This window comes from Amniculibacterium aquaticum (assembly GCF_003852705.1).
Taxonomy (GTDB): domain Bacteria; phylum Bacteroidota; class Bacteroidia; order Flavobacteriales; family Weeksellaceae; genus Amniculibacterium; species Amniculibacterium aquaticum.
On the sequence record NZ_REFA01000017.1, the window covers coordinates 1 to 23771 of the forward strand.

Genomic DNA, 23771 nt, shown 5'->3' on the forward strand with positions numbered 1-23771 from the left:
ATTGAAAGGGTAATAAATATTTTAAACAACAGACCACGAAAAAGATTTGGTTTTAAAACGCCCAATGAAATTTTCGCTCAAAAATTGAATGAAAACTGTGATGTTGCATTTATAACTTGAATCCACCTTTCATTAAATTTTCTATCATGAAACTTATTTTTGAATCTCAGAATGTCCAAGATTATTTGGAAGAGATTCCATCGATCATCGATTTTAATCAACCTTTGGTTCAAGAAAAAATTAAAAATATTTGTTCTCAAACCGATATTCCGTTGGAAAGGGCAAAATTGGCTTTTGAATTGGCCAGAGATCAAATTCAGCATTCTTTTGATTTGAATTCAGAAAAAATAAACATTTCTGCAGAGGAAACTTTAGAAAATAAAGAAGGAATTTGTTTTGCTAAATCTCATTTACTGGCCGCTTTGCTCCGAGGAATGGGTATTCCTACCGGGTTCTGTTACCAAAGGGTTCTAAGAAAAGGAAGTCTAGATTCCGGTTATGCTTTGCACGGACTGAATGCCGTTTTCTTGCCCGAAGTTGGTTGGTTCCGATTGGATCCTCGTGGAAATAAACCTGGAGTTGATGCTCAGTTTTCGGTGGAAAAAGAGCAATTGGCTTATCCCATTCGTACCGAATTGGGAGAGGTGGATTATCCGCAGGTTTTTATAAAACCCAACACGAAAGTCTTGGATGCCATGACAAATTCTGAAAATTGCAAACAACTTTTCTTTAATCGTCCAGAAGTTTTAGAATCGTCATTTTAGAGATGAATTTGAACTTTATAATTTTGATGGGCACAAAATTTAATATTGATTCTTCCATCAAAAAAATTATTTTTGTCGGATAAATTTTTATTAAATGCTGACACTACTTTCCGTATTGGAATTTCCGAATTTTGCCGAACCGCAGATCTGGATCTCACTTCTCACCCTTACTTTTTTAGAAATAGTTTTAGGGGTAGACAACATTATTTTTATCTCCATTATTTCCAACAAATTGCCGGAAGCCAAACAAAAACAAGCCCGCAACATCGGTTTGGTATTGGCCATGGTTTTCCGTGTGATGTTGCTGTTGATGCTCAATTGGATCATCGGCCTCAAAGATCCGGTGATGTCCTTGGGTTGGATACACGAACCGGGTACCGAAAATGCAATAGAACTGAGTTGGAAAGACATAATTCTGCTGGCAGGAGGTGTTTTCTTGATTGCAAAATCAACTTTCGAAATTCATGGGAAAATGCAAGGTGGACATGCCGATCATGCTCCTAAAACAGCCTCGTCCGGATTGTTGATGACCGTTATTTTACAAATTATTTTGGTGGATATGGTTTTCTCATTGGACTCTATCCTTACCGCAGTAGGATTGGTGGACAATGTGGTTTTGATGATTATTGCTGTGGTGATTTCTATCGGAATTATGATGCTTTTCGCGGGTAAAATCTCGGCCATTATCAATAAATATCCAAGCTTACAGATGTTGGCGTTGTCTTTCTTGGTGGTAATTGGAGTGATGTTGGTGTCCGAAGGAATCCATCAACATGTGAGCAAAAACATCATCTACTCGTGTTTGGCATTTAGTTTAATAGTCGAAATGTTGAACATCACCATGAGAAACAAACAAGAAAAAGCCCTTCAGATTAATCCTGAATTGAATGAGGATCTAAGCATCAAAGAAGAAAAGTAATTTTTCTAAAATTCAACTAAGTACATAACAAAAATTGTAACAGCTATATAGGAATCTGATAAAAACCACATAGAAACATAGAATTATTGGTAATAAGATTGCATAGTTGCACTTAGTATCCGTCAAAGACGGATTTCTATTGTGTACTACTCGTATTTATTTTCGCAACAAAGACACTATCTATGCACCTATGTGGTTTTGATTAAGCTATTCTATTTTTTGTCATGTATTAAAAAAAATCAAATAAAAAAATCCGTTTTCGTGTTGAAAACGGATTTTTATTTTATGTTTTTAGCAATTCCCAAGCATCTTCAATCTGATGAAGATGTAGAAGTTTTTGTGCCTCTCGATGCAAGTTTTCATCTGCCGAATATTCGCCTGCAGGATGTTGTTCTACATTGGCAAGCATGCCCAAATCATTTCCTGTGAATACCGTACTGAACTTGATCTCTTTAGGTAAATTGTCAAAACCAATTCCCAGAGTTACCAAAGGTTTCGGGACTTCAAACAAGTTGTCGGCATTGTTTCTGGAGTACCAATTTCCGCCCAATCTGGCAACCATATCCAATTTTTTCTGATCCAGATTTCCGTTTTCGTCCAAGTACTCTTCACGAATATGGATTTTTACCACTTCGCAAATGATGAGGTTTCCGGCACCGCCTTCTGTACCCAAATGTTTTACTTCTTGTACTTTGCATTCGAAATTCACCGGGCATTCTTCAATAAGTTTTGGGCTTACCAAATCGGCATCTTTCATGTTGAAACCGGCTTTGATGAACTCGTTTTCATCTTTTCCATATTCTGTAGAAGCCAAAGAAACCTGCTGAACAATAGGGTGGTTTACCGTGCCGATCACCACTTCCGGAACTTCTAAAATATTTTCCAAAGTATGTTTTGTCGTATTGTCCCTCACCCTTCTCGCTGGAGAAAAAATTAAAATTGGTGGTTGTGTGCTGAACATGTTGAAAAAACTAAACGGCGAAAGGTTGATCTTTCCGTCTTTGTCTACGGTAGATGCAAAGGCGATGGGTCTTGGCGAAATGGCCGTTTGCATAATGGTTTGCAACTGTACCGTGCTAATATCTTTTGGGAGAACTGTTTTCATTTCAAGTTAAAAAGTGGCTGTAATTGTTTGCTTAATCGTAGTGGTATCTGCATTTTGCAATGAGGATTTGGTCGTTTTCATATTTATAAATGAGTCGATGTTCGTCATCTATTCTTCTGGACCAAAAACCGGAATATTTATGCTTCAAGGCTTCTGGTTTACCAATTCCATCAAAAGGATTTCTAGAAATATCTTTTAGAAGTTCGTTGATTCTTTTCAGTTTCTTTTTGTCTGTTTTTTACCAAAACAAATAATCTTCCCAAGATTCATCAACAAAAATATATTTCATCTTAGTCTTCGATCAATGGTTTGCTGAAGGAGTTATCCTTTTTTAATTTTTCAATAGCCGAATCCAATCTCATTTCGTTCTTTTTTGAGCTCAATTCATGATTGGTGGCCATCAGAGAATTGTATTCATCCAAGGACATCACAACGATGCCAGAATCTTTTCCACGATTGATAATCAAGGTTTCAAAGTTTTTTGAAACCTTGTCCAAATAGGTTTTTATATCTTTTCTAAAATCGGATACGCTGGCTATTAACATAATTTGATGTATTTATTTGTACAAATTTATGTACAAAATTGAACATTTCAAAATAGTATTATTTATTTGGTAAACCGCTTGATTGGGTTTGATGTTATTTTGCCGGTAAAACTTTTCCGGATACTTCACCAAAACCTACTCGGATACCGTCTTTCTCAGCATAACCTCTCATGATGATGGTATCGTGATCTTCAATAAATTTTCTTTCGCTTCCGTTGGAAAGTTTCAAAGGTTCAGTACCTCTCCAAGTCAGTTCCAACATGGATCCGAAAGAAGATTTTTCGCTACCGGAAATGGTTCCGCTGGCATACATGTCTCCCACTTCAACATTACAACCGTTCACCGTGTGGTGCGCCAATTGTTGACTCATGTTCCAATACATAAAGTTGTAGTTGCTTTTGGAAATTAGGTTTTCTTCACCATTTTCCGGTTGAAGATAAACTTCCAGGTTGATGTCGAAATTTTTATCACCTTCGAATTTCAAATAATCCAAAACCTCAGGATCTTGTTTAGGAGAAGCGGTTCTGAAAGGTTCCAAAGCTTCTAAAGTAACCACCCAAGGAGAGATGGAGCTGCAGAAATTTTTCCCTAAAAATGGTCCTAACGGAACATATTCCCAAGATTGAATGTCTCTTGCCGACCAGTCGTTGAAGATCACCATTCCGAAGATGGCATCTTCTGCTTCTTTGGTAGAAATGGATTCGCCCAATTCTGTATTTCTATTCACGATGAACGCCATTTCCAACTCGAAATCCAATTGTTTGGAAGGACCAAAAACCGGTTTTTCGGCATCGGCAGGTTTCATTTGTCCTTTGGGTCTGTGGAAATTTACACCGGAAACGACAATGGACGAAGCTCTACCGTGATAGCCCACAGGAAGGTGTTTCCAGTTCGGGAGCAATGCGTTTGCAGGATCTCTGAACATTTTACCAACATTGGTGGCGTGTTCTATACTGCTGTAGAAATCGGTATAGTTTTGAACATGAATCGGCATGAGCATTTCCACTTTATCCAAGTCGTAGAAGCATTCTTCAATGGTTTTTTGATCCAATGATAGGGGAGAGCCTTCTGTGAAGAGTTCTTGCAATCTTTTTCTAACAGCAGAAGTGGTATTTTTTCCGAGTTCAATAAACTCATTCAGGGTGTACGCTTCAAAAACATTTTCTTTCAGCCCAGCGATGTCATCAAAAAAACTGTAATCATAAAGAGAAGCCAAATCGACCACCATATCGCCAATTCGAGTGGCACAAGCAATGTATTCTTTATTAAAAACAGCAACCCCAAACGGGATGTTATGGATGGAAAAATCGGATTGTTTTTCGTCGTAGGAAATGAAAGATTTCATAATGTTATACTTTATTTGATTTTTTTGATTTTCTTAAATAATCCTCATTCAAGAGGAATTGGAATGCGTAAAAGTACAAAAAAAACGATGAATTGGGTGATAACAATTCTTTCTAAATGTAAAAATGACTAACTTTGTTTCTATAATTTTCTAAAATAGAATACGATGAAAAAATTAATGTCAGCTGTAATTTTTACAGGAATTATCGCGTTTTCTTCATGCAATCAAAGCATCAATGCACAGACTAATAATCTAGCAGTAACAGAGTATGCCAATGAATTAAAAAAGAATCCTGAAATTCAATTGATTGATGTGAGAACGCCTGAAGAGTTTGCCGATGGTCATTTGGAAAATGCAGTGAACATCGATTGGAACAGTAAAAGTTTTGACAAACTGGTTTCAACATTAGACAAGAAAAAACCTGTATTTGTCTATTGTCTCAGTGGTGGTAGAAGCGAAAAAGCGGCTAATAAATTAACTAAAATAGGATTTCTGTCGGTAACCAATTTGGCTGGTGGCATGATGAAGTGGCGTGGTGAAAACCTACCTGAAGTGAAAGGACAAGTCGCTCAAAATAGGGGTATGGACACGGGTGAATATGAAACTCTTATTGGTAATACTCCGGTTTTGTTGGTAGATTTCTATGCCGATTGGTGTGCTCCGTGCAAAAAAATGAAGCCGTATTTGGACGAAATCGATAAAAAAATGTCCAAAGAGGTAAAGGTGCTTCGTATTAATGTGGATAAGAATAAACATTTGGTTAATAATTTAGGAATTGATGCATTGCCTGTTCTGAGATTGTATAAAAACAAGAATTTGGTGTGGAACAAACAAGGTTTTGTGCCTAAAGAAGAAGTGCTGAAAAAGTTAGCAGAAATTAAAAAATAATACATCGAGTCGATCTTAGGATCGACTTTTTTATTCGGAAATGGGGATTGGATCTTTTAAAATAAATGAAAAATCCATCTTCTTTTCGTTTCTGCTAATGGTCACGAAAATCTCCTTACCTTCTTCGGATTTCATGAGGTTGATGAGGTCTTGCAAGGACAGGTTAGAGGCAGGTTTTCCGTTGATGGCCAGGATGATGTCGTCTTTTTTTAGTCCCGATTGATCTGCTGGAGAGTTGGGTCTGCATGCAGCAATTGCAAAAACGGGTTTCAACTGAAATTTGTATTGAAAGTTCGAAAAAACGGCATTCTCATCTTCATTTTTCTTATGTTTTTTTTCGTCCATGCTCACCCAAATTTTTTCCCATTGCATGCCTTGATGTTTAAATTCTAAGCCACTCATGTTGAAATGATAGGGATCATCAAAGTCTTTATTCTTTTTTAAGTAGATTTTTTGGTTTTTATAATCAAAAACGACATCAAATCTTTTAAGAATTTCATCGCCTACGGATCCTACGCGGTTGGTGACAAGGTTCAGACTTTTTATGGCCTCGTCATCGGGCAATGAAACGGTTGTTTTGTTTAGCATAAATGAGCCAAAATTTACGGTACTTATCCGACTTTTTTTACCGTGGATATCACCATTAAAGCCTCTGCCCAGATAGTCTTCAAAAAATGGAGCTCCCAGCTGGAAGTTCTCGATTTTGTTTGGGAATAACCACAAAGCATCGCTATTTCCGGTGTCGATTAATAATTTGGATTTTTTATTATCGCTTTTTAATTGGACTTGAGCTTCAAGGTAGGGTTTGTTGTTTTCTATTGAAATGGGGATTTCTTGGTAGTTTTTAGTTTTTCTTTTTGCTAAAACACGGTCTTTGTATAAAGTTATTCTTTTCTTTTGGTAATCTATTTTTACCGGATGATTTTCAAAGAAATCATAACCGATAATTCCATTTACAGGGATGCCAATTTGTGATGAAAAATTAAAATCGGTATTGAGGATGATGTACAAAGTATGAGAATTGTCCAATAGTTTTCCAATTTCTAATTTATTTTTTTTTGAAACCAAACCTTGGGTTTCGGTTCCTTCACCCAGACCCGTAAAATTAATTTTCTCCGTATTTTTCAGGGTGATTTCCTTTTCTTCTATGCTAAAAATGATGGTTTCAGAAACCCCCGTATCCAAAAGCAAAGTCATCGGGATTCCGTTGATTTCAGATTCAATAAAAATAAGGTTGTTGATCAGACGAAAAGGAATTTTTATTTGACTCGTGTTTTCAGGAATTTGAAGTCCATTCTGTCCGAAAATCAAATTGAAAAAAAATAAAAGTATGAATACTGGATATTTCATAGTTTAAAATTAGTCTTTTTTCTAGATTCAACAATTTTTCCGATTCATTCTTTGTGTTTTTTTTTACATGAGTGATGAATAGCCGCTGTAATTTTATAATTTCATAATTTGTTGAAGAAAACTGACTTCCCTCATTTCAAATTTTAAAGATTAAGCGTATTTTTGAACATTATTAAAAATCACACAAATACTTGTATTATGTCGAAATATGTTAGTATAGAAGAAGCGGTTTCTGTCGTTAAAAGCGGAAATAGAATTTTTGGTCATGGAAGCGCCTGTACTCCTAATGTTTTTTATGATGAATTGGCAAAGCAATCGGCTAATCTTCGTGGAGTAGAATTGGTATCCATCACCCAACAAGGAAATGTAGAAATTGCGAAACCTCAGTATAAAGATTCTTTTTACATCAACTCATTGTTTACTTCCACTCCGGTTCGCGAAGCCGTAAATTGTGAGAGAGGAGATTTTATTCCCATTTTCTTATCCGAAATTCCAACTTTATTTAGAAATAATATTCTTCCGTTGGATGTGTCTATTGTTACTGTTTCTCCTCCGGATCTGCACGGATACTGCTCTTTAGGGACTTCTGTAGATGTAGCCAGAGCAGCTGTTGATTCGGCCAAAACTGTTGTAGCAATTGTTAACCCTAAAATGCCTAGAACCCATGGAGACTCTATGGTACATGTGGACAGAATTGATAAAATGGTATGGCATGAAGAAGAATTGATGACCTTAGATTACGGAGCAAAAGTTACCGATGTCGAATTGCAAATTGGTAAAAATGTTGCCGAACTTATCGATGACAAAGCGACCATACAAATGGGGATTGGGACCATTCCGGATGCCGTATTAAAAGCTTTGAGTAACCATAAAGATTTGGGAATTCATACCGAAATGCTCAGTGATGGAGCCATAGACCTAATCTTGAAAGATGTGGTGAACAATAAATACAAAGGAACACACATCAACAGAACGATTACTGCATTTTGTTTTGGGACTAAAAAATTGTATGATTTTGTAGACGATAATCCATCCATCGCTTTTATGGATGTTCAGCATGTTAATTTCCCAATTAACATCATGAAAAATAAAAGAATGCACGCCATCAATTCGGCAATAGAAATCGATCTTACCGGTCAGGTTTGTGCAGACTCTATCGGTACTTATCAGTACAGTGGAATAGGTGGACAAATGGATTTTATGCGTGGTGCAGCACTTTCTGAAGGTGGAAAACCCATTATGGCTATTTCCTCCAGAACCAACAAAGGTGTGCCAAGAATTGTTCCTTTCCTAAAACAAGGTGCAGGAGTGGTAACCACCAGAGGGCACATCCATTATGTTTGTACCGAATACGGAACGGCCTATCTTTACGGGAAAAGCTTGAGACAAAGAGCAAAAGCTCTTATCGAAATTTCTCACCCGGATGATAGAGAAATGCTAGAAAGAGCCGCTTTCGAAAGATTTAAAGTTGAAATTTAAACTTCTTTTATACCTGTAAGACTGTCAGATTTGGCAGTCTTTTTTTGCAAATTAATTGTAAAATATTTTGCAAAATGCTGATGTTGAATGCTTTGTGAAAGTTTTGAGATCATTGTTTCTATTTCAGGAATAATTATTGTATAGTTGTTCGTGTTAAAATTTAACTATGAAAAATAAATTTGCAATCGTTTTTTCTCTAATCGTTCTTGCAGCCTGTGAGCCAGGTGATGTACAAAAAACCAAAGATGCCATCAGTTCTGTGGAAGAGTTGATGAATAAAACTACAGACGGGATGAAAACCCTAGACTCTATTTCCAAAATTATTGGGGATACAGCGCAAGTCAACTCTCAAATTAAAAACATTCAGAAACAAATAGACGAACATCGTAACAACGGGACTTTGGATCATTTTGATGTTGATTCAATGGTAAAAGTTGCCAAAAAATCGGTTCCTGAACTAACGAAAAAAGCAGAAACCATCAAGGCCATCGATTCTGCAGCTACTGCTCTTAAAAACACCGATAATCCGGTAGAAATCGTAAGTTCTGTAGCAAAAATTTTGGATCAATTGGGAAATGATAAAACCGCATCCAATCAAAAAAATGAAACGAAATCCGAAGTAAAGAAAGAAGTTGCGCCTCCTTCTTCTGAAAGAATAGAAATTCGAGATAACGCGACACAATTGGTTTCCGATCCGTTGGTACAAACGGCAAAAATGGATTTTGGAGTTCAGAATTTAGCAACGACCAATCAAAAATTAAACGATGTATTAAGTCAATATAATGTTGTTATTTCATCAGATAAAACCATAACCGAAGAAGGTCAGCATAAAAAAGAACTTGTTTTGGAGATGCCCAACAACCAATTTTCTCGTTTTATTGGTGATTTAGAAAGTGAATTCGGCAGTCCAAAATTCAAATTAATAGAATCAACAGGAAGCGATAGGATTCCCGAACAAAAATCGACCGTACAACTTAGTTTTACAGAAAACGCATCTTTGGCAAATACTGCTTTTGAAACGGAAAATCCCTCTGAAGGCACTAAAGATGAAGGTGTAGGTGCTGCATTTGCAAAAGGTTGGGATGGACTTTCTAAGGTAGGCTTGTGGCTAATTCCTTTTTGGCCTTTGTTTTTAATTGGTGGATTGCTGTGGTTTTTTATTTCAAAATTTTCAAAGAAAAAAGAAAGTAAATTGCCTCAACAAGAGTATCACAGGACGGAAAATATGGATTCTTCCGAAACCAACAATATCGTCGAGGATGCTCAACCCAAGAACGACGATACCGATTATTCTAAATTTATGCCTAAATAACAAAAGGCTGCTCGATTTGGGCAGCCTTTTTCGTATATTTCTAGTGGATTATTCCTGACTTCTGTCTTCTTTATGGTTGCTTTCGTCTTCCAACCAGGAAGTTAGATAACTGGTGTCTTCCACTTTCATCGCTTCTTCAGTCAACTTCAAAGGTCTGAAAGGATCTACCATAACGGCATATTCTTCAGTTGATTTTTTTCCGATACTTCTTTCCATTGCTCCAGGATGTGGTCCATGAACGATGCCACCAGGATGTAGGGTAAAGTCCATCAAATCGATATGGTTACGGCTCATAAAATCGCCTTCGGTGTAGAATAAAACTTCGTCCGAATCGATATTGGAGTGATTGTACGGTGCCGGAATGGCTTGTGGATGGTAGTCGTACAGACGAGCTACAAATGAACAAATTACAAAATTATGAGCTTCGAAATTTTGATGAATTGGCGGTGGTAGATGCACTCTACCGGTGATGGGCTCAAAATTTTTGATGTTGAATTTGTACGGGTAGAAGAAGCCGTCCCAACCCACAACATCAAAAGGATGTGTGGCATAAATGAAATCCCAAAGTTGGTTTTCTTTTTTTACTTTAATTAAAAATTCGCCTTTTTGGTCGATGGGTTCAACAAAAGTTGGCGCTACAATGTCTCTTTCACAAAAAGGAGAGTGTTCTAGCAATTGTCCAAACTCGTTTCTGTATCTTTTCGGTGTGTATATTGGAGAGTTGGCTTCAATAAAAAGAAAAACATTATTTTCCGTAGAAAATTCCATTTGGTAGATCGTTCCTCTTGGTACTATCAAATAATCGCCTTGTTCAAAATCCAGATTTCCCAGCATGGTTTTCATGGTACCTTTACCTTCGTGTACGAAAAGCATCTCGTCGCAATCTCCATTTTTATAGAAATAATCCATGGATTTTTTTGGCTTGGCTAATCCCATTTTCAGGTCGTTGTTGAACATGAGTATCTTTCTACTGTCCATAAAATCGTTCTCAGGACTTACATCTTTCCCCTTGAACATTCTTGGAGTAGCATTTTTTTCAATTGCAATTTTTGGACTTACATCTACGGCATCGCCCACACGAAGGATCTGAGTAGGTCTGTGGATGTGATACAGTAACGATGAAATTCCATGAAAACCTTCGGTACCGAAGAGTTGTTCGTAGTAGAATTTGTCATCTTTCGATTTGAAGATGGTATGTCTTTTTTGTGGGATATTTCCCAGTTTTTCGTATCTCATTTTTATAGATTATGATTTTTGTAAAATTACTATTTTTTTTGTTTTTATATGGTACTAATTTCTCAATTGTATCACAAAAAAACGAAAACCTACAGGCGATGCTGCAGGTTTTATCTTTTCTTTTGTTGATGAAAGTGTGTCAATATTTTAGGAAGCAAAGTGAAGTAGAGCTTCATAAAATTCTTCTTCTTGTATGCCCAATTGCTGACAAAGCAGACGAGTGGCTTCGATGTATTGAGCGTTTTGTGTGCTGCTTTTTATCGAGATCAGTCCAAGGTCTGTTTCTAAAGAAATCATTTCGCCATTTTCTTGATGATCAGGTGTGGTAAAAGGGATTTTTCTAAAATATTTTTCTGCCGATTGAATGGCTTTTGTTAGTTTTTCATTTTCTTGGTTGTAGATAACAATTCCTCCGGAGGTAATGCTGTTTAAGAAATCCGGATAGTGCTCGGAATAATCCGTTACTACAGCAATGGTGGGCTCTAAAGAGCAAATGTTATCGTTGTTTTTGTCTAGGGCTAGCAATACAAAATCATTCTGATTGTGGCTGATGGTTTCATCAAATTTTACAGCATCTATGGTTTTACCCAAAAAATCCAAAGTAGATAGGGTAAGGTTGAAAATGTGCTCACTGCCTTCTCCAACGACTGCAACTCTTGTTTGTTGTTTATATTGATTTTTCAAAATACGATTTTATAAATTGTTCGATTGGGTATTTTTATCCTGTAGTTTTTTTGCTTTCAGCTCTTCATCGTAATCGTGTAAGATATTGAATTCGTTGGTTTGCTCGATAGCGGTCATGATTTTGTCCAAAATTTGCTGTGCATTTTCGTTGTCGTAATCGATATCCAATGGTGCTTTGAATTCTAGAGTTGGTTTTACTCCTGTAACTTTCACTCGAAGTCCTTTTTTGTCAAAAGCCCTACGGAATCCGTTTATTTTGATAGGAATTACAACGGGTCTTTGGTTTTTCACCAATTTGGCCGTTCCTTTTCTTCCTTGTGCAAATGCGGTGGTAGTCCCTTGTGGAAAGGTGATGACCCAACCTGTGGAAAGGGCTTTCATGATGTTATCTACCTCGTTCAAGTCTACCATTCGGTTTACATTTTTTCCTTCTGCCCTCCAAGTTCTTTTTACGGTAACAGCACCTGCCAATTTGAAAATTTTGGAGAGTATTCCTTTGTTCATGGTCTCTTCGGCTGCGATATAATAAAAATCGACCTTAGGATTCAGGAGGTAAACCGGGTTTTTTATGGAGTTCATATAACCGTTGTTGGCAGCACAGAAAGCATGATACATGGCTGCAACATCGGCAAAATAAGTTTGATGATTGGATACGAACAATACATTAGAATCAGGCAATCCCAAAAGGTTTTCGGTACCGGAAATTTTTAGTTTGTTGAAACCGTTAAATCTTCTATAGGAAATCATTCCTAAAATAAAGATAATCAACCTTTTCAAGATATACAGATGTCCGAATGCATCGGTAAATATACTTTTCTTCGACATTTTTTATGGTACAAGAAATGCAAAAATATTATAAATTTTTGAGTATTTGGCTAAATTCAAACAAAATCATGGAGGTGGCACCCCAGATGTGGTATCCCTGGTACTCAATTACCGGTACTTCGACTCCTCTGGATGATGGAAGTGCTTTAAGCTCTGGACTGGAACTGAGTTTTACAAGGTCCGAAACTCGAAACTCAATAAGCTCTACAGCCTCGCTCTCTTGCAATTTGAATTTTGGATTTTTTTTGGTAAATGAAATAAAGGGATGTACAAAAAAATTACTTGGTGGTATGTACATGGGACTCATCTCACGGATGATTTTTACATAATGCTTGTCGATGCCAATTTCTTCAGAAGTTTCTCGGATGGCAGTTTCTGCAAAGTTGAGGTCTTCTGGATCACGACTGCCACCTGGAAAGGAAACTTGTCCACTGTGTTTGTCGTGTGCGTTTATCGTTCTTTGCATCAGAGGGAAGTACCATTCGTTATCTTTTAGGTACAAAAGAATGTTAACCGCAGCAAATCTAGGGTTCTTCTCTAAAATTTCTTCGTAACTGTACAAGGGTCTGTACGGTGGCGAGTAGATTTTATGAGCATTTTCGCCCAAGAGATCGGCGTTTTTAATTTTTTCGATTAAATCTTTCCCAATGCTTTTCATAGTTCAAATATAGTTCAAAATAAGGAATAATTGCATAGGTATTCTTCAATTTTGTATGCAGACTCGGTCTTTGGATTTTGAATATTTCATGGAATATGATAAAAAAAAGACTGTCGATTTGGACAGTCTTTATTTAGATAAATTTTTGGGATTTTTAGTTAGAATCTCCCATCAATTCTTCTTTATTGGCATTGTAAATTTTATATTCCAAGTATTTAAAACTATCTCTCGGAATGATGGTCACCCATTTTTTGTATTTAAAAAACCATTTCATCTGTATGCTGTTCAGCCCTTTGGTTAGGTAGGCTTCAACAAAAGGATGTACATGGAGGAAAAGTTTTCCTTTTTCACTTTGCATGAGGTTGCGGATGGTTTCACCCATTCTTTCGATCACCACTATTGGTGCTAGGATTTCTCCATCGGCATTTGGGTTTTCTTCTTTGGTTTCAATGTATTTTTCTGGTCTTACCCTTTGTCTGGTCATTTGTATCAGACCAAATTTACTTGGGGGCAGGATTTTATGTTTCGCCTTGTCACGATTCATTTCATTTTTAAAATGTTCGTGCAATTCTCTTCGGTGATCCGGATTGACCATGTCAATAAAATCCACCACGATAATACCTCCCATATCTCTCAGTCGTAGTTGTCTTGCTATTTCTGTAGCCGCCATTTTGTTCACATTCAGTGCATGGTCTTTGTTGGTGGCAGAGTTGATGTTGGGGCCGGAGTTTACATCCACTACATGTAGGGCTTCTGTATGTTCTATCACCAGATAGGCACCTTTAGAGCTTGGGATGTTTACATGTTTACCAAAGCTTTGTTTCAGTTGTTTCTCGACATTGTAATATTCTAACAATGGGATGTGAGAGTCGTAAAACTGAACAATATTTTTTCTTTCAGGAGCGATAAGTTCTATGTAATTGCGCATGTCGCTTGACAATTGCTCGTCGTCGCAAATAATGCTTACAAATTCTGCATTAAAGTTATCTCTAAGTATGGCCGATGCTTTATCCTCTTCGCTTAAAACTTTGGAGGGTACTTTATTTTTTTGAATATTTTTAAAAGTAGTTTCCCATTTTTCGATTAGGGAATTCATGTCGTTGTGCAGTTCAGCTACTTTTTTTCCTTCGGCTACGGTTCTGATAATTACGCCAAAGCCTTCGGGTTTGATACTTTCGATCAGGGTACGAAGTCTATCTTTTTCTTCTGTACTTCTTATTTTTTTTGAAATTGAAACTTTATTGTCGAAAGGGATTAGGACAAGAAAACGACCTGTAAGTGATATTTGGGTAGAGATTCTTGGTCCTTTGGTGGATATGGGTTCTTTTGTAATTTGCAACAAAACCACATCGTCTTTTGCAATTACTTTGTCCACCGTGCCGTGTTTGTCAATTTCTTTTTGAGTTTCAAAATTTTTCAGACCGGCAGTCTGCTGTTTTTTGTGGAAAGTATCTTTAATGAATTTTTGATAACTTAAAAAATCTGGACCTAAGTCCTGATAGTGTAAAAATGCATCTTTTTCGTAACCAATATTTACAAAAGCTGCATTAAGGTTGGGTGCCAATTTTTTTACTTTGCCTAAAAACAAATCGCCTACCACAAACTCGTTTTGGTCTTCTTCCTCGTGCAATTCAAAGAGGCGGCCATCTTCGAGTAGGGCAATTTTTGTGCGATCATCTTCATGAGAAATAATCAATTCTTTCTTCATTGCTCTTGTTTGTTAGGCTTTTCCTGGTTTGGTAGGAAAAGTAGTTGTTTAGATTTAGTTCTATTAGGATACTCAATTGTAATTTATTTTTTAATAATTGAGTAAAAACAAAAATATAGTTAATGAAAGTTTTTAAAATTTTCATCAACTATATTTTATATGGGTTTAGAAAAATTATTTTTTCTTATGTCTGTTAGCTCTTCTTCTTTTCTTTCTCTTGTGAGTCGCTACCTTGTGTCTTTTTCTTTTTTTACCGCTTGGCATAATCTTATAGTTTTAAAAAGTTAATATTCAGTGAATTATTTTACTTGTACTTTTGTTTTTACTTTTTCTACAAAAGTCTTTGATGGTTTGAAAGCCGGAATGTTGTGCGCCGGAATTTCGATTGCAGTATTTTTTGAAATATTTCTTCCCGTTTTTGCTGCTCTGGTCTTGATGATGAATGACCCAAAACCTCTAAGATAAACATTGTCTCCGCTGTACATAGATGTTCTTATCTCTTGCATGAAAGCTTCGATAACTTTCTGAGTCTCATTCTTTTCTGTTCCCAATTTATTAGAGATAATATTTACCAATTCTGCCTTTGTCATTTCCTTTATTTATTTATAATTTTGGTGTGCAAATATAAAACTAATTTTTGAAAACTAACAAACAAAACCCTGATTTTCCACACCTTGGTAAAAAATTATTGAAATGGTACGATTTTCATGGCCGTGACCTGCCATTTCGAAATACTCAAACTCCTTATAATATATGGATCAGTGAAATTATTTTTCAACAAACCCGTATAGATCAAGGTCTGTCGTATTATACTAAATTTATTCATCGATTCCCAACGATTTCGGATTTGGCAGTGGCTCCACAAGATGAAGTCTTATTGTATTGGAAGGGTTTAGGCTATTATTCCAGAGCTCTTAATTTGCATAAAACAGCTAAAATTATTCATGGCGATAGAAATGGGATTTTCCCTACGGCTTATCAAGATCTTTTAAAGTTGCCCGGAATTGGCAAGTACACGGCAGCGGCCATAGTAAGCATTTGTTACGGCGTTGCAATGCCAGCAGTCGATGGTAATTTTTATCGAGTTTTTAGTCGTTTGTTTGCTGATGATTTTGATGTGTCGAACGCTTCTGCTTTTCAATATTATTCAGATTTGGCCTTGAGGGTGATGCCTAAGACAAATCCTGGAGAATTTAACCAAGCGATTATGGATCTAGGATCTTCGGTGTGCAAACCCAAAAATCCAGATTGCGATAAATGCCCTTTTGTGGACGATTGCTTGGCTTTTCAGCTGGGAAAAGTACAAGAGTTTCCTTACAAATCCAAAAAACAAAAAGTTTCAGAACAATCGATGGACTATTATTTTATCACCTTTCAAGATCGGTTTTTTATACAACAACGAGACGATCTTGGGATTTGGAAAAAACTTTTTGAGCTCCCACAGACATTGCCCGATCGACTTTCAGAATGCATCGTTTCTACATCAACCGTAGAACATAAACTCTCTCATCGGAAATTGAAAATTAATTTCCACCATGTGGTTGTAGAAGATGAAAAGGATTTTATTTCCATCGCGAAGTCCAACTCAAATATTTGTATAAATCCTTTGCAGTTGCAACGCTACGCATTTCCCAACCCCATCGATAATTATTTAAAAACAAGGGCGTTTTCTTCTTCAATTCCATTAAATTCTTTGTGAAGAATATGAGCAACTTCCGATTAAAAATGTATTTTTGCCGAATGCTTAAAAAAATAGTCTTTGTTTTATTAGGAAGTCTTCTGTTTTCATGTTCAGAAGACGCACATCCAAAACCGTATGGAGAGCTTCGTTTGGAATATCCAAAGGCTCAATACCAAAAGTTTGATGCCTGTTCTTATGATTTTGAATATTCGAATTTTGCAAAAATCACGGATGCCAAAAAACCATGTTGGTATTACATCGATTACCCGGAAATGAAGGCAAAGGTATTTATTACCTATTTCCCAATAAAAAATGATTTCGTTCAGCATGTCAAAGAATCCGAGAAAATGGTTTACGAACACACCATTAAGGCAAGTTCTATCGATACGAAATCGTTCAACTATCCCGATAGAAAAGTTTACGGAAATTTCTACGAACTCAAAGGGCAAAGTGCTTCAAACATTCAGTTTTACATTACCGATAGCACCAAGCATTATGTTACAGGAAACTTATACTTCAACACAAGACCCAAGCCGGACTCTTTAGCTCCTGCTGTTGGATACATCAAACAAGATCTATTAAGATTAATCGATACATTTCATTGGAAATAATTTTAACATTAAAAAATACTTAGAAAATATGAAACTTATTGCAGTAGGGACGGTTGCTTTTGACGCCATTGAAACCCCTTTCGGAAAAACAGATAAAATATTAGGTGGAGCTGCAACTTACATCGGTCTTGCCGCTGCCGCTATGAAAACTCCAGTTCATTTGGTGTCCGTAATCGGTGGAGATTTTCCACAAGATTATCTGGATATGATGACCGGAAAAGGCATCAACCTGGACGGTGTAGAAATGGTGAAAGAAGGAAAAACCTTTTTCTGGAGCGGAAAGTACCACAACGATCTCAATACTCGAGATACTTTGGCTACTGAGCTGAATGTTTTGGAAAATTTCGATCCTAAAATTCCGGAATCGGCTCAAGATGCAGAAGTTCTATTGATGGGGAATCTTCATCCTGCTGTACAACTTTCGGTATTAGAAAAAATGAACAACAGACCAAAATTGGTGGTCTTGGATACCATGAATTTTTGGATGGATCATACTTGGGATCTTTTGATGGAAGTTATTGCCAAAACCGATGTCATTACCATCAACGACGAAGAAGCAAGACAGCTTTCCGGAGAATATTCTTTGGTGAAAGCCGCTAAAAAAATTCACGAATTGGGACCTAAATATGTGATCATCAAAAAAGGAGAACACGGTGCTTTGCTTTTCCATGAAGGGAGAATTTTTGCCATTCCGGCATTGCCATTAGAAGAGGTTTTCGATCCAACAGGTGCAGGAGATACTTTTGCCGGAGGTTTTGTTTCCTACCTTGCGAAAAAAGGAGATTTTTCCTTTGAAAATATGAAAGCAGCCATTATCGCAGGTTCTGCAATGGCATCGTTTACGGTAGAGAAATTTGGAACCGAAAGGTTAGAAGAAATTACAGAAACCGATATCTTAAATCGCGTGAACGACTTCAAAGAACTTACCACTTTTGATGTGGTTATCTAATAAAATATCAATTTTAAGAAATAATTATCATTAATTTTTGGACGCTATTGTCCATAGAATTATATATTTGCAATTCTATTAAAAATTAAATATGACGAAAAAAATAAATTTAACCTTAATATTAGGATTTTTTATGCTCCTTTTTACGGTTAAAATGAATGCGCAATTGAAACCAGGTGAAATGGTGGACGGGATAGCGGCTGTAATTGGTAACGAAATTGTGTTGGAGTCCGATGTACAGGAGCAAATGAACTATGCCAAACAGCAAGGTGAGAAAATTACCGACAAATGCCAATTTATGGAGAGAATTCTTAGCCAGAAACTCTTGATCAACGAAGCCAAAAAAGATACTTTGATTGAGAAAAGAGATGCTGCAATCCGTGAAAGAGCAAACGAAAAGTACAACCAAATGCTGATGTCTTTCCCGGACGAAAAAACCATGCTGGATGCCTATAAATTCCGTACCGGTTTCGAAATGAAAAATGCCATCGAAAAAATAGATATTGATAGCTATTACGGTCAGTCAAAATACCAAAGAATCACCGAAAAAGTAGATGTAACACCCAACGAAGTTACCAATTTCTATACCACCAATCAGTACCAACTTCCTGAGGTAAAAGACGAAGTAACTTTGGCTAAAATCTCTATGTTTCCTGTGCTTACCGAAGCCCATAAACAAGAAATTATCGATCGTTTGAAGAAAATAAAACAAGATATTTTGGGAGGCGAATCTTTTGACAGCCAAGCCAGAATTTATTCTGAAGACGAAGGAAGTGCTGCAAACGGTGGTCTGTACAAAAACATATCGAAAGGACAAATGGTAAAACCTTTTGAAGCAGCAGCTCTTAACTTGCAAGAAGGTGAAATTTCTGATCCCATCGAATCCGAATTCGGGTTTCATATCATTCAATTGATCAAAAAAGCAGGTAAAAAATACGATGCCAAGCACATCTTGATTAAATCGACTCCAAACGACGAAGAGATGGCGAATGCTAAGAAAGAATTGGAAAAAATAAAGCAAAGCATTTTGGACGGTAAAATGACTTTTAAAGAAGCTGCATTCAAATATTCCGACGATAAAAAAACAAAATTTAACGGCGGAGTTATGGCCGATGAAAACGGTGATAAGATTGAAAAATTAAACCTTCCTCCAACTCTAGGTTACCACATTGCCGGACTTAATAAAGGCGATATGACGGATGTTTTTGAAGAAGATGTCAACAAAAGAAAAGCCGTAGCTTTGGTAAAAGTAGAAGAGGTAATCCCGGCGCATAAACTTACTTTAGAATCCGACTATGACCGTGTAAAACAAATGGCACTGAACCATAAGAAAAACGGAATCGTAGAAAAATGGGTGAACGGCGAATTGCCAAATGTATTCATCTCCATCGATAAAAGATATAAAGATTGTAACTTCAAAACCGACTGGAATAAGCAATCTCTTTCTAAATAAAACAAATTTATCCTCAATTTTTATTGAGGGTTTTTTTTGTTCAAATCGAAATTTGTATTTTTACCAACATGAGTAGTTTTATAGACTTTGGTTTGGCCAAAAAACAAATAGATATGCAAGAAAATAGAAACAAAATCACCCACTTATTTCAAATCCAGTATCCCATCATCCAAGGCGGTATGATCTGGCATTCCGGATGGAAATTGGCTTCTGCCGTATCCAATGCCGGAGGTTTGGGACTGATCGGTGCCGGAAGCATGTATCCGGATGTTTTACGAGAAAATATTCAAAAATGCAAAGCAGCAACCAACAAACCTTTCGGGGTCAATATTCCCATGCTTTATCCCAATTTGGACGAAGTCATTAACATCGTTTTGGAAGAAGGTGTGAAAATCGTTTTTACCTCGGCAGGCAATCCGAAAACCTACACCGAAGCCTTACAAAAAGAAGGACTGAAGGTGGCTCATGTGGTTTCTTCGACCAAATTCGCCATGAAATGCGAAGACGCAGGTGTAGATGCGGTTGTTGCAGAAGGTTTTGAAGCCGGTGGACACAACGGAAGAGACGAAACCACCACGCTTTGTCTGATTCCAAATGTTAGAAAACACATTACCAAACCACTGATTGCAGCGGGTGGAATTTCCTTGGGTTCGCAAATGAAAGCTGCCATGATTCTAGGAGCCGATGGGGTGCAGATAGGTTCTCGATTTGCAGCAACAACAGAAGCAAGTGCCCATCAGAACTGGAAAGATAAAATTGTTGAACTGAACGAAGGCGATACGCATCTTACCCTGAAAGAGTTGGCACCTGTTCGGTTGGTGAAAAATAAATTCTTCCACGATTTGGAAGAAATTTACCAGTCCGGTAGAAATACAGAAGAACTAAAAACGGCTTTGGGAAGAGCAAGAGCCAAAAAAGGAATGTTTGAAGGAGATTTGGTGGAAGGCGAATTGGAAATTGGACAATGCTCGGCTCTGATTCATGAAATTTTACCGGTGAGTAAAGTCTTCGAAAATTTAATTAATGAATTTAACCAATCTATTAACCCAACCATTTAGGAAATAATGTCAAAAGAAAATCCCTTGTCACAGTTTAGACAAGGGATTTATTTTATAGATTTTCTAGGGTGTCTTTCAGTTGAGCGTAACCACCACCGTTGTATCCGTTTTTGAATCCGTTGGACTCTAGCAACTCCAAAGCTTTTCCGCTACGGTTACCGCTTTTACAAAAAAGAACAACGGGACCTTCTAGAGATAAAATTTCATCTTTACGGTCTTCAACTTCACCCAAAGGGATGTTGATGGCATTATCCATTTCCCCATCCATTTCCAATTCCATAGGTTCTCTAACATCGATTAAGGTGTAGTTCCCTGATTTTAAAATTTCTTCTAGCATGATTTTATTTTTTTATGGGTCAAAAATAAAACTTTCAATACGAATATTGAAAGTTTTTGTAAAAAAAATAGTCGAAGATGAGTCTTCTAAGTCGCTTTTTGTCTTCTTAGTTTTGGTTTCCCATTAACATGTTCAAAAATCCAAAACCACCACCGTTGCTGACATCGTTGATGTTGTGGTTTTGTAGAAACTGTACTGCCGAAGCCGATCGGCCTCCGCTTCTGCAAAAAAGAATTTTGTGATTGCTAATGTTTTTTATTTCATTCAGTCGGCCCTCAATTTCGCCCAAAGGAATGTTGATGGCTTCTTCAAATTTTCCATCCATCTCCAATTCAATCGGTTCTCTAACATCGATTAAGGTATAATTGCCGGTTTTCAATATTTCTTGTAAGTCCATTGTACTAATATTTTGATGCAAATGTATATTAACTCTTATCTTTGCACAGTAATTTATGTCACAAAAGGAAAATTTTTCTCATCTTATAAAATCCAAAGCCAAAAAATTTGGTTTTCAATCGTGTGGGATTTCACAAGCCGGTTTTTTAGAATCTGAAGCGCAACCTCTTGAAAATTATCTTAAAAATAACTATCAGGGCGAGATGAAATATTTGGAAAATCACTTTGATAAACGGTTGGATCCCAGACTTTTGGTGGATGGAGCAAAATCGGTTATTTCTTTGTCCTACAATTATTTTCCTGAAGAGAAACTTTCTACCCTGGAGAATTTTAAAATTTCAAAATACGCTTATGCACAAGATTATCATGAGGTGATCAAGGACATTCTTCGGGAGATGTTGGTCGAATTGCAAGAAGAAATAGGCGAGTTCTCGTTTAGGATTTTCACCGATTCGGCACCGGTTTTAGAAAAAGCCTGGGCCAAAAAATCAGGATTGGGATGGGTCGGAAAAAATGCTTTGCTGTTGACCAAACAACGAGGATCTTTTCAGTTTTTAGCAGAAATTATTTGCGATTTAGAATTGGAAACAGATCATGCCGTAACCGATCATTGTGGTTCGTGCAGAAAGTGCATTGATGCATGTCCTACCGATGCGATTGTCTCGGACCGAGTGATTAATGGGAGCAAATGCATTTCGTATCTAACCATAGAACTGAAAAACGAACTTCCCTCGGAGTTTATGGGTAAAATGGACGATTGGATGTTTGGTTGCGATATCTGTCAAGATGTCTGTCCGTGGAATCGTTTTGCCCTGCCGCACAACGAAGACCGGTTCCGGCCCAACGATTTTTTAAAATCCTATACCAAAAAAGAATGGCGAGAGATAACCCAAGAGATGTTCTCAGAAATCTTTAGAAAATCACCTGTGAAAAGGACAAAATTTGCGGGTTTAAAAAGAAATATTGAGTTTTTAGATTCCAGCAAGGATGAGGTTTTTTCTGTCGATTAAAATAATAAGAAAAATCCGTATATTCGCAAAAATAAATTCTGAAAATGAACTACGATATCATTGTTATTGGAAGTGGTCCCGGTGGTTATGTAACAGCCATCAGAGCGGCACAACTTGGTTTTAAAACTGCTATTATTGAAAAAGAAAACCTTGGAGGTATCTGTCTTAACTGGGGTTGTATCCCAACGAAAGCTTTGTTGAAATCTGCTCATGTTTTCAATTATTTGAAACATGCTGAAGACTACGGTTTGAATAAAGTTGAAAATCCCGGGTTCGATTTTACCAAAGTGGTTCAAAGAAGCCGTGGCGTTGCTCAAAAAATGAGCGGCGGTATCCAATTCTTAATGAAAAAAAATAAAATTGATGTGATCCTTGGAACTGCTACCGTAAAACCCGGTAAAAAAGTTTCAGTAACGGATAAAGATGGAAAAGTACAAGAATATGCAGCTCCTCACATCATTATTGCAACAGGTGCAAGATCCAGAGTATTGCCAAATCTTCCACAAGATGGAGTGAAGGTCATCGGATACAGACAAGCATTGACATTGCCAGAACAACCAAAATCCATGATCGTTGTAGGTTCTGGAGCTATTGGAGTAGAGTTTGCAGACTTCTATAACGCAATGGGGACAAAAGTAACCATCGTAGAGTTTATGCCAAGCATTGTTCCGGTTGAGGACGAAGATGTGTCTAAACACCTTGAAAAATCGTTGAAAAAATCCGGTATCGAAATCATGACCAACGCTTCTGTTGAATCTGTAGATACCAGCGGAAACGGTGTGAAAGCTTCTGTGAAAACGGCTTCTGGAAATGTAACTTTAGAAGCAGATGTTTTACTTTCTGCGGTAGGTATCGCTGCCAACATAGAAGGAATTGGTCTGGAAGAAGTAGGAATTAAGACCGATAAAGGTAGAGTTTTGGTCAACGAGTGGTACGAAACTTCTGTACCGGGATATTATGCCATTGGAGATATCCTTCCAACTCAAGCTCTTGCTCATGTCGCTTCTGCAGAAGGAATTACATGTGTTGAGAAAATTAAAGGCATACATACTGAAAAAATTGACTACGGAAACATCCCTGGATGTACCTACTGTCACCCAGAAGTAGCTTCTGTAGGTCTTACAGAAAAGCAAGCCAAAGAGAAAGGTTATGAACTGAAAGTGGGCAAATTCCCATTCTCGGCTTCTGGAAAAGCTACCGCAAACGGAGATACCGATGGTTTTATCAAAGTTATTTTCGATGCCAAATACGGAGAGTGGCTTGGTTGCCACATGGTAGGTGACGGTGTAACCGACATGATTGCCGAAGCTGTTGTTGCTAGAAAACTAGAAACTACAGGTCACGAAATCCTAAAATCCATCCATCCACATCCAACCATTTCTGAAGCGGTGATGGAAGCTGTAGCTGCAGCGTATGGAGAGGTAATCCATATTTAACATAATATATTCCAAAATATGA

24 protein-coding genes and 2 pseudogenes are annotated in these 23771 nt (G+C 37.1%); 13 read left to right on the plus strand and 13 right to left on the minus strand.

Features of this window, described 5'->3' with window-relative positions; translation table 11 throughout:
- The 3 genes and pseudogenes from EIY84_RS12000 to EIY84_RS08410 all read left to right on the plus strand — a co-directional run.
- Positions 1 to 120: pseudogene (locus EIY84_RS12000) on the plus strand (IS30 family transposase); the annotation flags it as partial.
- 26 nt (positions 121 to 146) lie between these two features.
- A complete protein-coding gene (locus EIY84_RS08405; RefSeq protein ID WP_124642149.1) occupies positions 147 to 764 on the plus strand; it encodes a transglutaminase-like domain-containing protein in 618 nt (205 codons plus the stop codon).
- A 94-nt stretch (positions 765 to 858) separates the two neighbouring features.
- A complete protein-coding gene (locus EIY84_RS08410) occupies positions 859 to 1683 on the plus strand; it encodes a TerC family protein (RefSeq protein WP_124642151.1) in 825 nt (274 codons plus the stop codon).
- A gap of 283 nt (positions 1684 to 1966) precedes the next feature.
- Here EIY84_RS08410 and EIY84_RS08415 read toward each other — a convergent pair whose 3' ends face one another.
- The 4 genes and pseudogenes from EIY84_RS08415 to fahA all read right to left on the minus strand — a co-directional run bounded on the left by EIY84_RS08415 (position 1967) and on the right by fahA (position 4678).
- Positions 1967 to 2788: a flavin reductase family protein gene (locus EIY84_RS08415; protein WP_124642153.1), complete on the minus strand. Its 822-nt coding sequence runs from the start codon at positions 2786 to 2788 to the stop codon at positions 1967 to 1969.
- Positions 2789 to 2819: 31 nt separating this feature from the next.
- A pseudogene (locus EIY84_RS08420) lies at positions 2820 to 3077 on the minus strand (Txe/YoeB family addiction module toxin).
- Position 3078: 1 nt separating this feature from the next.
- A complete protein-coding gene (locus EIY84_RS08425; RefSeq protein ID WP_124642155.1) occupies positions 3079 to 3333 on the minus strand; it encodes a type II toxin-antitoxin system Phd/YefM family antitoxin in 255 nt (84 codons plus the stop codon).
- Between the two features lie 94 nt (positions 3334 to 3427).
- Positions 3428 to 4678 carry a fumarylacetoacetase gene (gene fahA, locus EIY84_RS08430; protein ID WP_124642157.1) on the minus strand — a complete coding sequence of 417 codons (1251 nt, stop codon included), beginning with the start codon at positions 4676 to 4678 and terminating at the stop codon, positions 3428 to 3430.
- Positions 4679 to 4843: 165 nt separating this feature from the next.
- Here fahA and EIY84_RS08435 point away from each other — a divergent pair, with 165 nt between their 5' ends.
- Entirely contained in the window at positions 4844 to 5566 is a 723-nt protein-coding gene (locus EIY84_RS08435) for a thioredoxin domain-containing protein (protein WP_124642159.1), read from the plus strand.
- Positions 5567 to 5596: 30 nt separating this feature from the next.
- Here the strand turns inward: EIY84_RS08435 and EIY84_RS08440 are convergent, their stop codons facing one another.
- Positions 5597 to 6916, minus strand: coding sequence for an aspartyl protease family protein (locus EIY84_RS08440; RefSeq protein ID WP_124642161.1), 1320 nt, complete (start codon positions 6914 to 6916; stop codon positions 5597 to 5599).
- A 198-nt stretch (positions 6917 to 7114) separates the two neighbouring features.
- Here EIY84_RS08440 and EIY84_RS08445 point away from each other — a divergent pair, with 198 nt between their 5' ends.
- Positions 7115 to 8395: an acetyl-CoA hydrolase/transferase family protein gene (locus EIY84_RS08445; protein ID WP_124642163.1), complete on the plus strand. Its 1281-nt coding sequence runs from the start codon at positions 7115 to 7117 to the stop codon at positions 8393 to 8395.
- Between the two features lie 166 nt (positions 8396 to 8561).
- Entirely contained in the window at positions 8562 to 9707 is a 1146-nt protein-coding gene (locus tag EIY84_RS08450; protein WP_124642165.1) for a DUF4349 domain-containing protein, read from the plus strand.
- 48 nt (positions 9708 to 9755) lie between these two features.
- On the opposite strand, the gene EIY84_RS08455 is transcribed toward EIY84_RS08450, so the two are convergent.
- The 6 genes from EIY84_RS08455 to EIY84_RS08480 form a co-directional block, all read right to left on the minus strand.
- Positions 9756 to 10943, minus strand: coding sequence for a homogentisate 1,2-dioxygenase (locus tag EIY84_RS08455; protein WP_124642167.1), 1188 nt, complete (start codon positions 10941 to 10943; stop codon positions 9756 to 9758).
- 147 nt (positions 10944 to 11090) lie between these two features.
- Positions 11091 to 11627 (minus strand): hypothetical protein, encoded by a 537-nt coding sequence (locus EIY84_RS08460; protein ID WP_124642169.1) that lies wholly within the window; start codon positions 11625 to 11627, stop codon positions 11091 to 11093.
- Positions 11628 to 11636: 9 nt separating this feature from the next.
- Entirely contained in the window at positions 11637 to 12452 is an 816-nt protein-coding gene (locus tag EIY84_RS08465) for a lysophospholipid acyltransferase family protein (protein ID WP_124642171.1), read from the minus strand.
- Between the two features lie 28 nt (positions 12453 to 12480).
- A complete protein-coding gene (locus EIY84_RS08470) occupies positions 12481 to 13110 on the minus strand; it encodes an NUDIX hydrolase (RefSeq protein ID WP_124642173.1) in 630 nt (209 codons plus the stop codon).
- A gap of 154 nt (positions 13111 to 13264) precedes the next feature.
- Positions 13265 to 14818, minus strand: coding sequence for an Rne/Rng family ribonuclease (locus EIY84_RS08475; RefSeq protein WP_124642175.1), 1554 nt, complete (start codon positions 14816 to 14818; stop codon positions 13265 to 13267).
- A 299-nt stretch (positions 14819 to 15117) separates the two neighbouring features.
- Entirely contained in the window at positions 15118 to 15408 is a 291-nt protein-coding gene (locus tag EIY84_RS08480) for an HU family DNA-binding protein (protein ID WP_124642176.1), read from the minus strand.
- Between the two features lie 47 nt (positions 15409 to 15455).
- On the opposite strand from EIY84_RS08480, the gene mutY reads away from it, so the two are divergent.
- The 5 genes from mutY to EIY84_RS08505 all read left to right on the plus strand — a co-directional run bounded on the left by mutY (position 15456) and on the right by EIY84_RS08505 (position 20570).
- Positions 15456 to 16517 (plus strand): A/G-specific adenine glycosylase, encoded by a 1062-nt coding sequence (gene mutY, locus EIY84_RS08485; RefSeq protein ID WP_124642178.1) that lies wholly within the window; start codon positions 15456 to 15458, stop codon positions 16515 to 16517.
- Between the two features lie 41 nt (positions 16518 to 16558).
- Entirely contained in the window at positions 16559 to 17110 is a 552-nt protein-coding gene (gene gldD / locus EIY84_RS08490) for a gliding motility lipoprotein GldD (protein WP_124642180.1), read from the plus strand.
- A gap of 28 nt (positions 17111 to 17138) precedes the next feature.
- A complete protein-coding gene (locus EIY84_RS08495) occupies positions 17139 to 18059 on the plus strand; it encodes a PfkB family carbohydrate kinase (RefSeq protein ID WP_124642182.1) in 921 nt (306 codons plus the stop codon).
- 91 nt (positions 18060 to 18150) lie between these two features.
- The gene (locus EIY84_RS08500; RefSeq protein ID WP_124642185.1) at positions 18151 to 19512 is read left to right on the plus strand and encodes a peptidylprolyl isomerase; all 1362 of its coding nucleotides are present in this window, start codon (positions 18151 to 18153) and stop codon (positions 19510 to 19512) included.
- A 68-nt stretch (positions 19513 to 19580) separates the two neighbouring features.
- Positions 19581 to 20570 carry an NAD(P)H-dependent flavin oxidoreductase gene (locus EIY84_RS08505; RefSeq protein ID WP_394336900.1) on the plus strand — a complete coding sequence of 330 codons (990 nt, stop codon included), beginning with the start codon at positions 19581 to 19583 and terminating at the stop codon, positions 20568 to 20570.
- Positions 20571 to 20622: 52 nt separating this feature from the next.
- On the opposite strand, the gene EIY84_RS08510 is transcribed toward EIY84_RS08505, so the two are convergent.
- Positions 20623 to 20907 (minus strand): rhodanese-like domain-containing protein, encoded by a 285-nt coding sequence (locus tag EIY84_RS08510; protein WP_124642187.1) that lies wholly within the window; start codon positions 20905 to 20907, stop codon positions 20623 to 20625.
- A 106-nt stretch (positions 20908 to 21013) separates the two neighbouring features.
- A complete protein-coding gene (locus EIY84_RS08515) occupies positions 21014 to 21304 on the minus strand; it encodes a rhodanese-like domain-containing protein (protein WP_124642189.1) in 291 nt (96 codons plus the stop codon).
- 55 nt (positions 21305 to 21359) lie between these two features.
- Between EIY84_RS08515 and queG the strand changes: the two genes are divergently transcribed.
- Together queG and lpdA are read left to right on the plus strand one after the other, a co-directional pair.
- Positions 21360 to 22313 (plus strand): tRNA epoxyqueuosine(34) reductase QueG, encoded by a 954-nt coding sequence (queG, locus tag EIY84_RS08520; RefSeq protein WP_124642190.1) that lies wholly within the window; start codon positions 21360 to 21362, stop codon positions 22311 to 22313.
- A gap of 44 nt (positions 22314 to 22357) precedes the next feature.
- A complete protein-coding gene (gene lpdA, locus EIY84_RS08525; RefSeq protein ID WP_124642192.1) occupies positions 22358 to 23749 on the plus strand; it encodes a dihydrolipoyl dehydrogenase in 1392 nt (463 codons plus the stop codon).
- The last annotated feature ends 22 nt before the right edge of the window (positions 23750 to 23771 follow it).

Coding starts and splice junctions, on each gene's coding strand:
- EIY84_RS08405 (WP_124642149.1), top strand. CDS start 147: ATGAAACTTATTTTTGAATCTCAGAATGTCCAAGATTATTTGGAAGAG.
- EIY84_RS08410 (WP_124642151.1), top strand. CDS start 859: ATGCTGACACTACTTTCCGTATTGGAATTTCCGAATTTTGCCGAACCG.
- EIY84_RS08415 (WP_124642153.1), bottom strand. CDS start 2,788: ATGAAAACAGTTCTCCCAAAAGATATTAGCACGGTACAGTTGCAAACC.
- EIY84_RS08425 (WP_124642155.1), bottom strand. CDS start 3,333: ATGTTAATAGCCAGCGTATCCGATTTTAGAAAAGATATAAAAACCTAT.
- fahA (WP_124642157.1), bottom strand. CDS start 4,678: ATGAAATCTTTCATTTCCTACGACGAAAAACAATCCGATTTTTCCATC.
- EIY84_RS08435 (WP_124642159.1), top strand. CDS start 4,844: ATGAAAAAATTAATGTCAGCTGTAATTTTTACAGGAATTATCGCGTTT.
- EIY84_RS08440 (WP_124642161.1), bottom strand. CDS start 6,916: ATGAAATATCCAGTATTCATACTTTTATTTTTTTTCAATTTGATTTTC.
- EIY84_RS08445 (WP_124642163.1), top strand. CDS start 7,115: ATGTCGAAATATGTTAGTATAGAAGAAGCGGTTTCTGTCGTTAAAAGC.
- EIY84_RS08450 (WP_124642165.1), top strand. CDS start 8,562: ATGAAAAATAAATTTGCAATCGTTTTTTCTCTAATCGTTCTTGCAGCC.
- EIY84_RS08455 (WP_124642167.1), bottom strand. CDS start 10,943: ATGAGATACGAAAAACTGGGAAATATCCCACAAAAAAGACATACCATC.
- EIY84_RS08465 (WP_124642171.1), bottom strand. CDS start 12,452: ATGTCGAAGAAAAGTATATTTACCGATGCATTCGGACATCTGTATATC.
- EIY84_RS08470 (WP_124642173.1), bottom strand. CDS start 13,110: ATGAAAAGCATTGGGAAAGATTTAATCGAAAAAATTAAAAACGCCGAT.
- EIY84_RS08475 (WP_124642175.1), bottom strand. CDS start 14,818: ATGAAGAAAGAATTGATTATTTCTCATGAAGATGATCGCACAAAAATT.
- EIY84_RS08480 (WP_124642176.1), bottom strand. CDS start 15,408: ATGACAAAGGCAGAATTGGTAAATATTATCTCTAATAAATTGGGAACA.
- gldD (WP_124642180.1), top strand. CDS start 16,559: ATGCTTAAAAAAATAGTCTTTGTTTTATTAGGAAGTCTTCTGTTTTCA.
- EIY84_RS08495 (WP_124642182.1), top strand. CDS start 17,139: ATGAAACTTATTGCAGTAGGGACGGTTGCTTTTGACGCCATTGAAACC.
- EIY84_RS08500 (WP_124642185.1), top strand. CDS start 18,151: ATGACGAAAAAAATAAATTTAACCTTAATATTAGGATTTTTTATGCTC.
- EIY84_RS08505 (WP_394336900.1), top strand. CDS start 19,581: ATGAGTAGTTTTATAGACTTTGGTTTGGCCAAAAAACAAATAGATATG.
- EIY84_RS08510 (WP_124642187.1), bottom strand. CDS start 20,907: ATGCTAGAAGAAATTTTAAAATCAGGGAACTACACCTTAATCGATGTT.
- EIY84_RS08515 (WP_124642189.1), bottom strand. CDS start 21,304: ATGGACTTACAAGAAATATTGAAAACCGGCAATTATACCTTAATCGAT.
- queG (WP_124642190.1), top strand. CDS start 21,360: ATGTCACAAAAGGAAAATTTTTCTCATCTTATAAAATCCAAAGCCAAA.
- lpdA (WP_124642192.1), top strand. CDS start 22,358: ATGAACTACGATATCATTGTTATTGGAAGTGGTCCCGGTGGTTATGTA.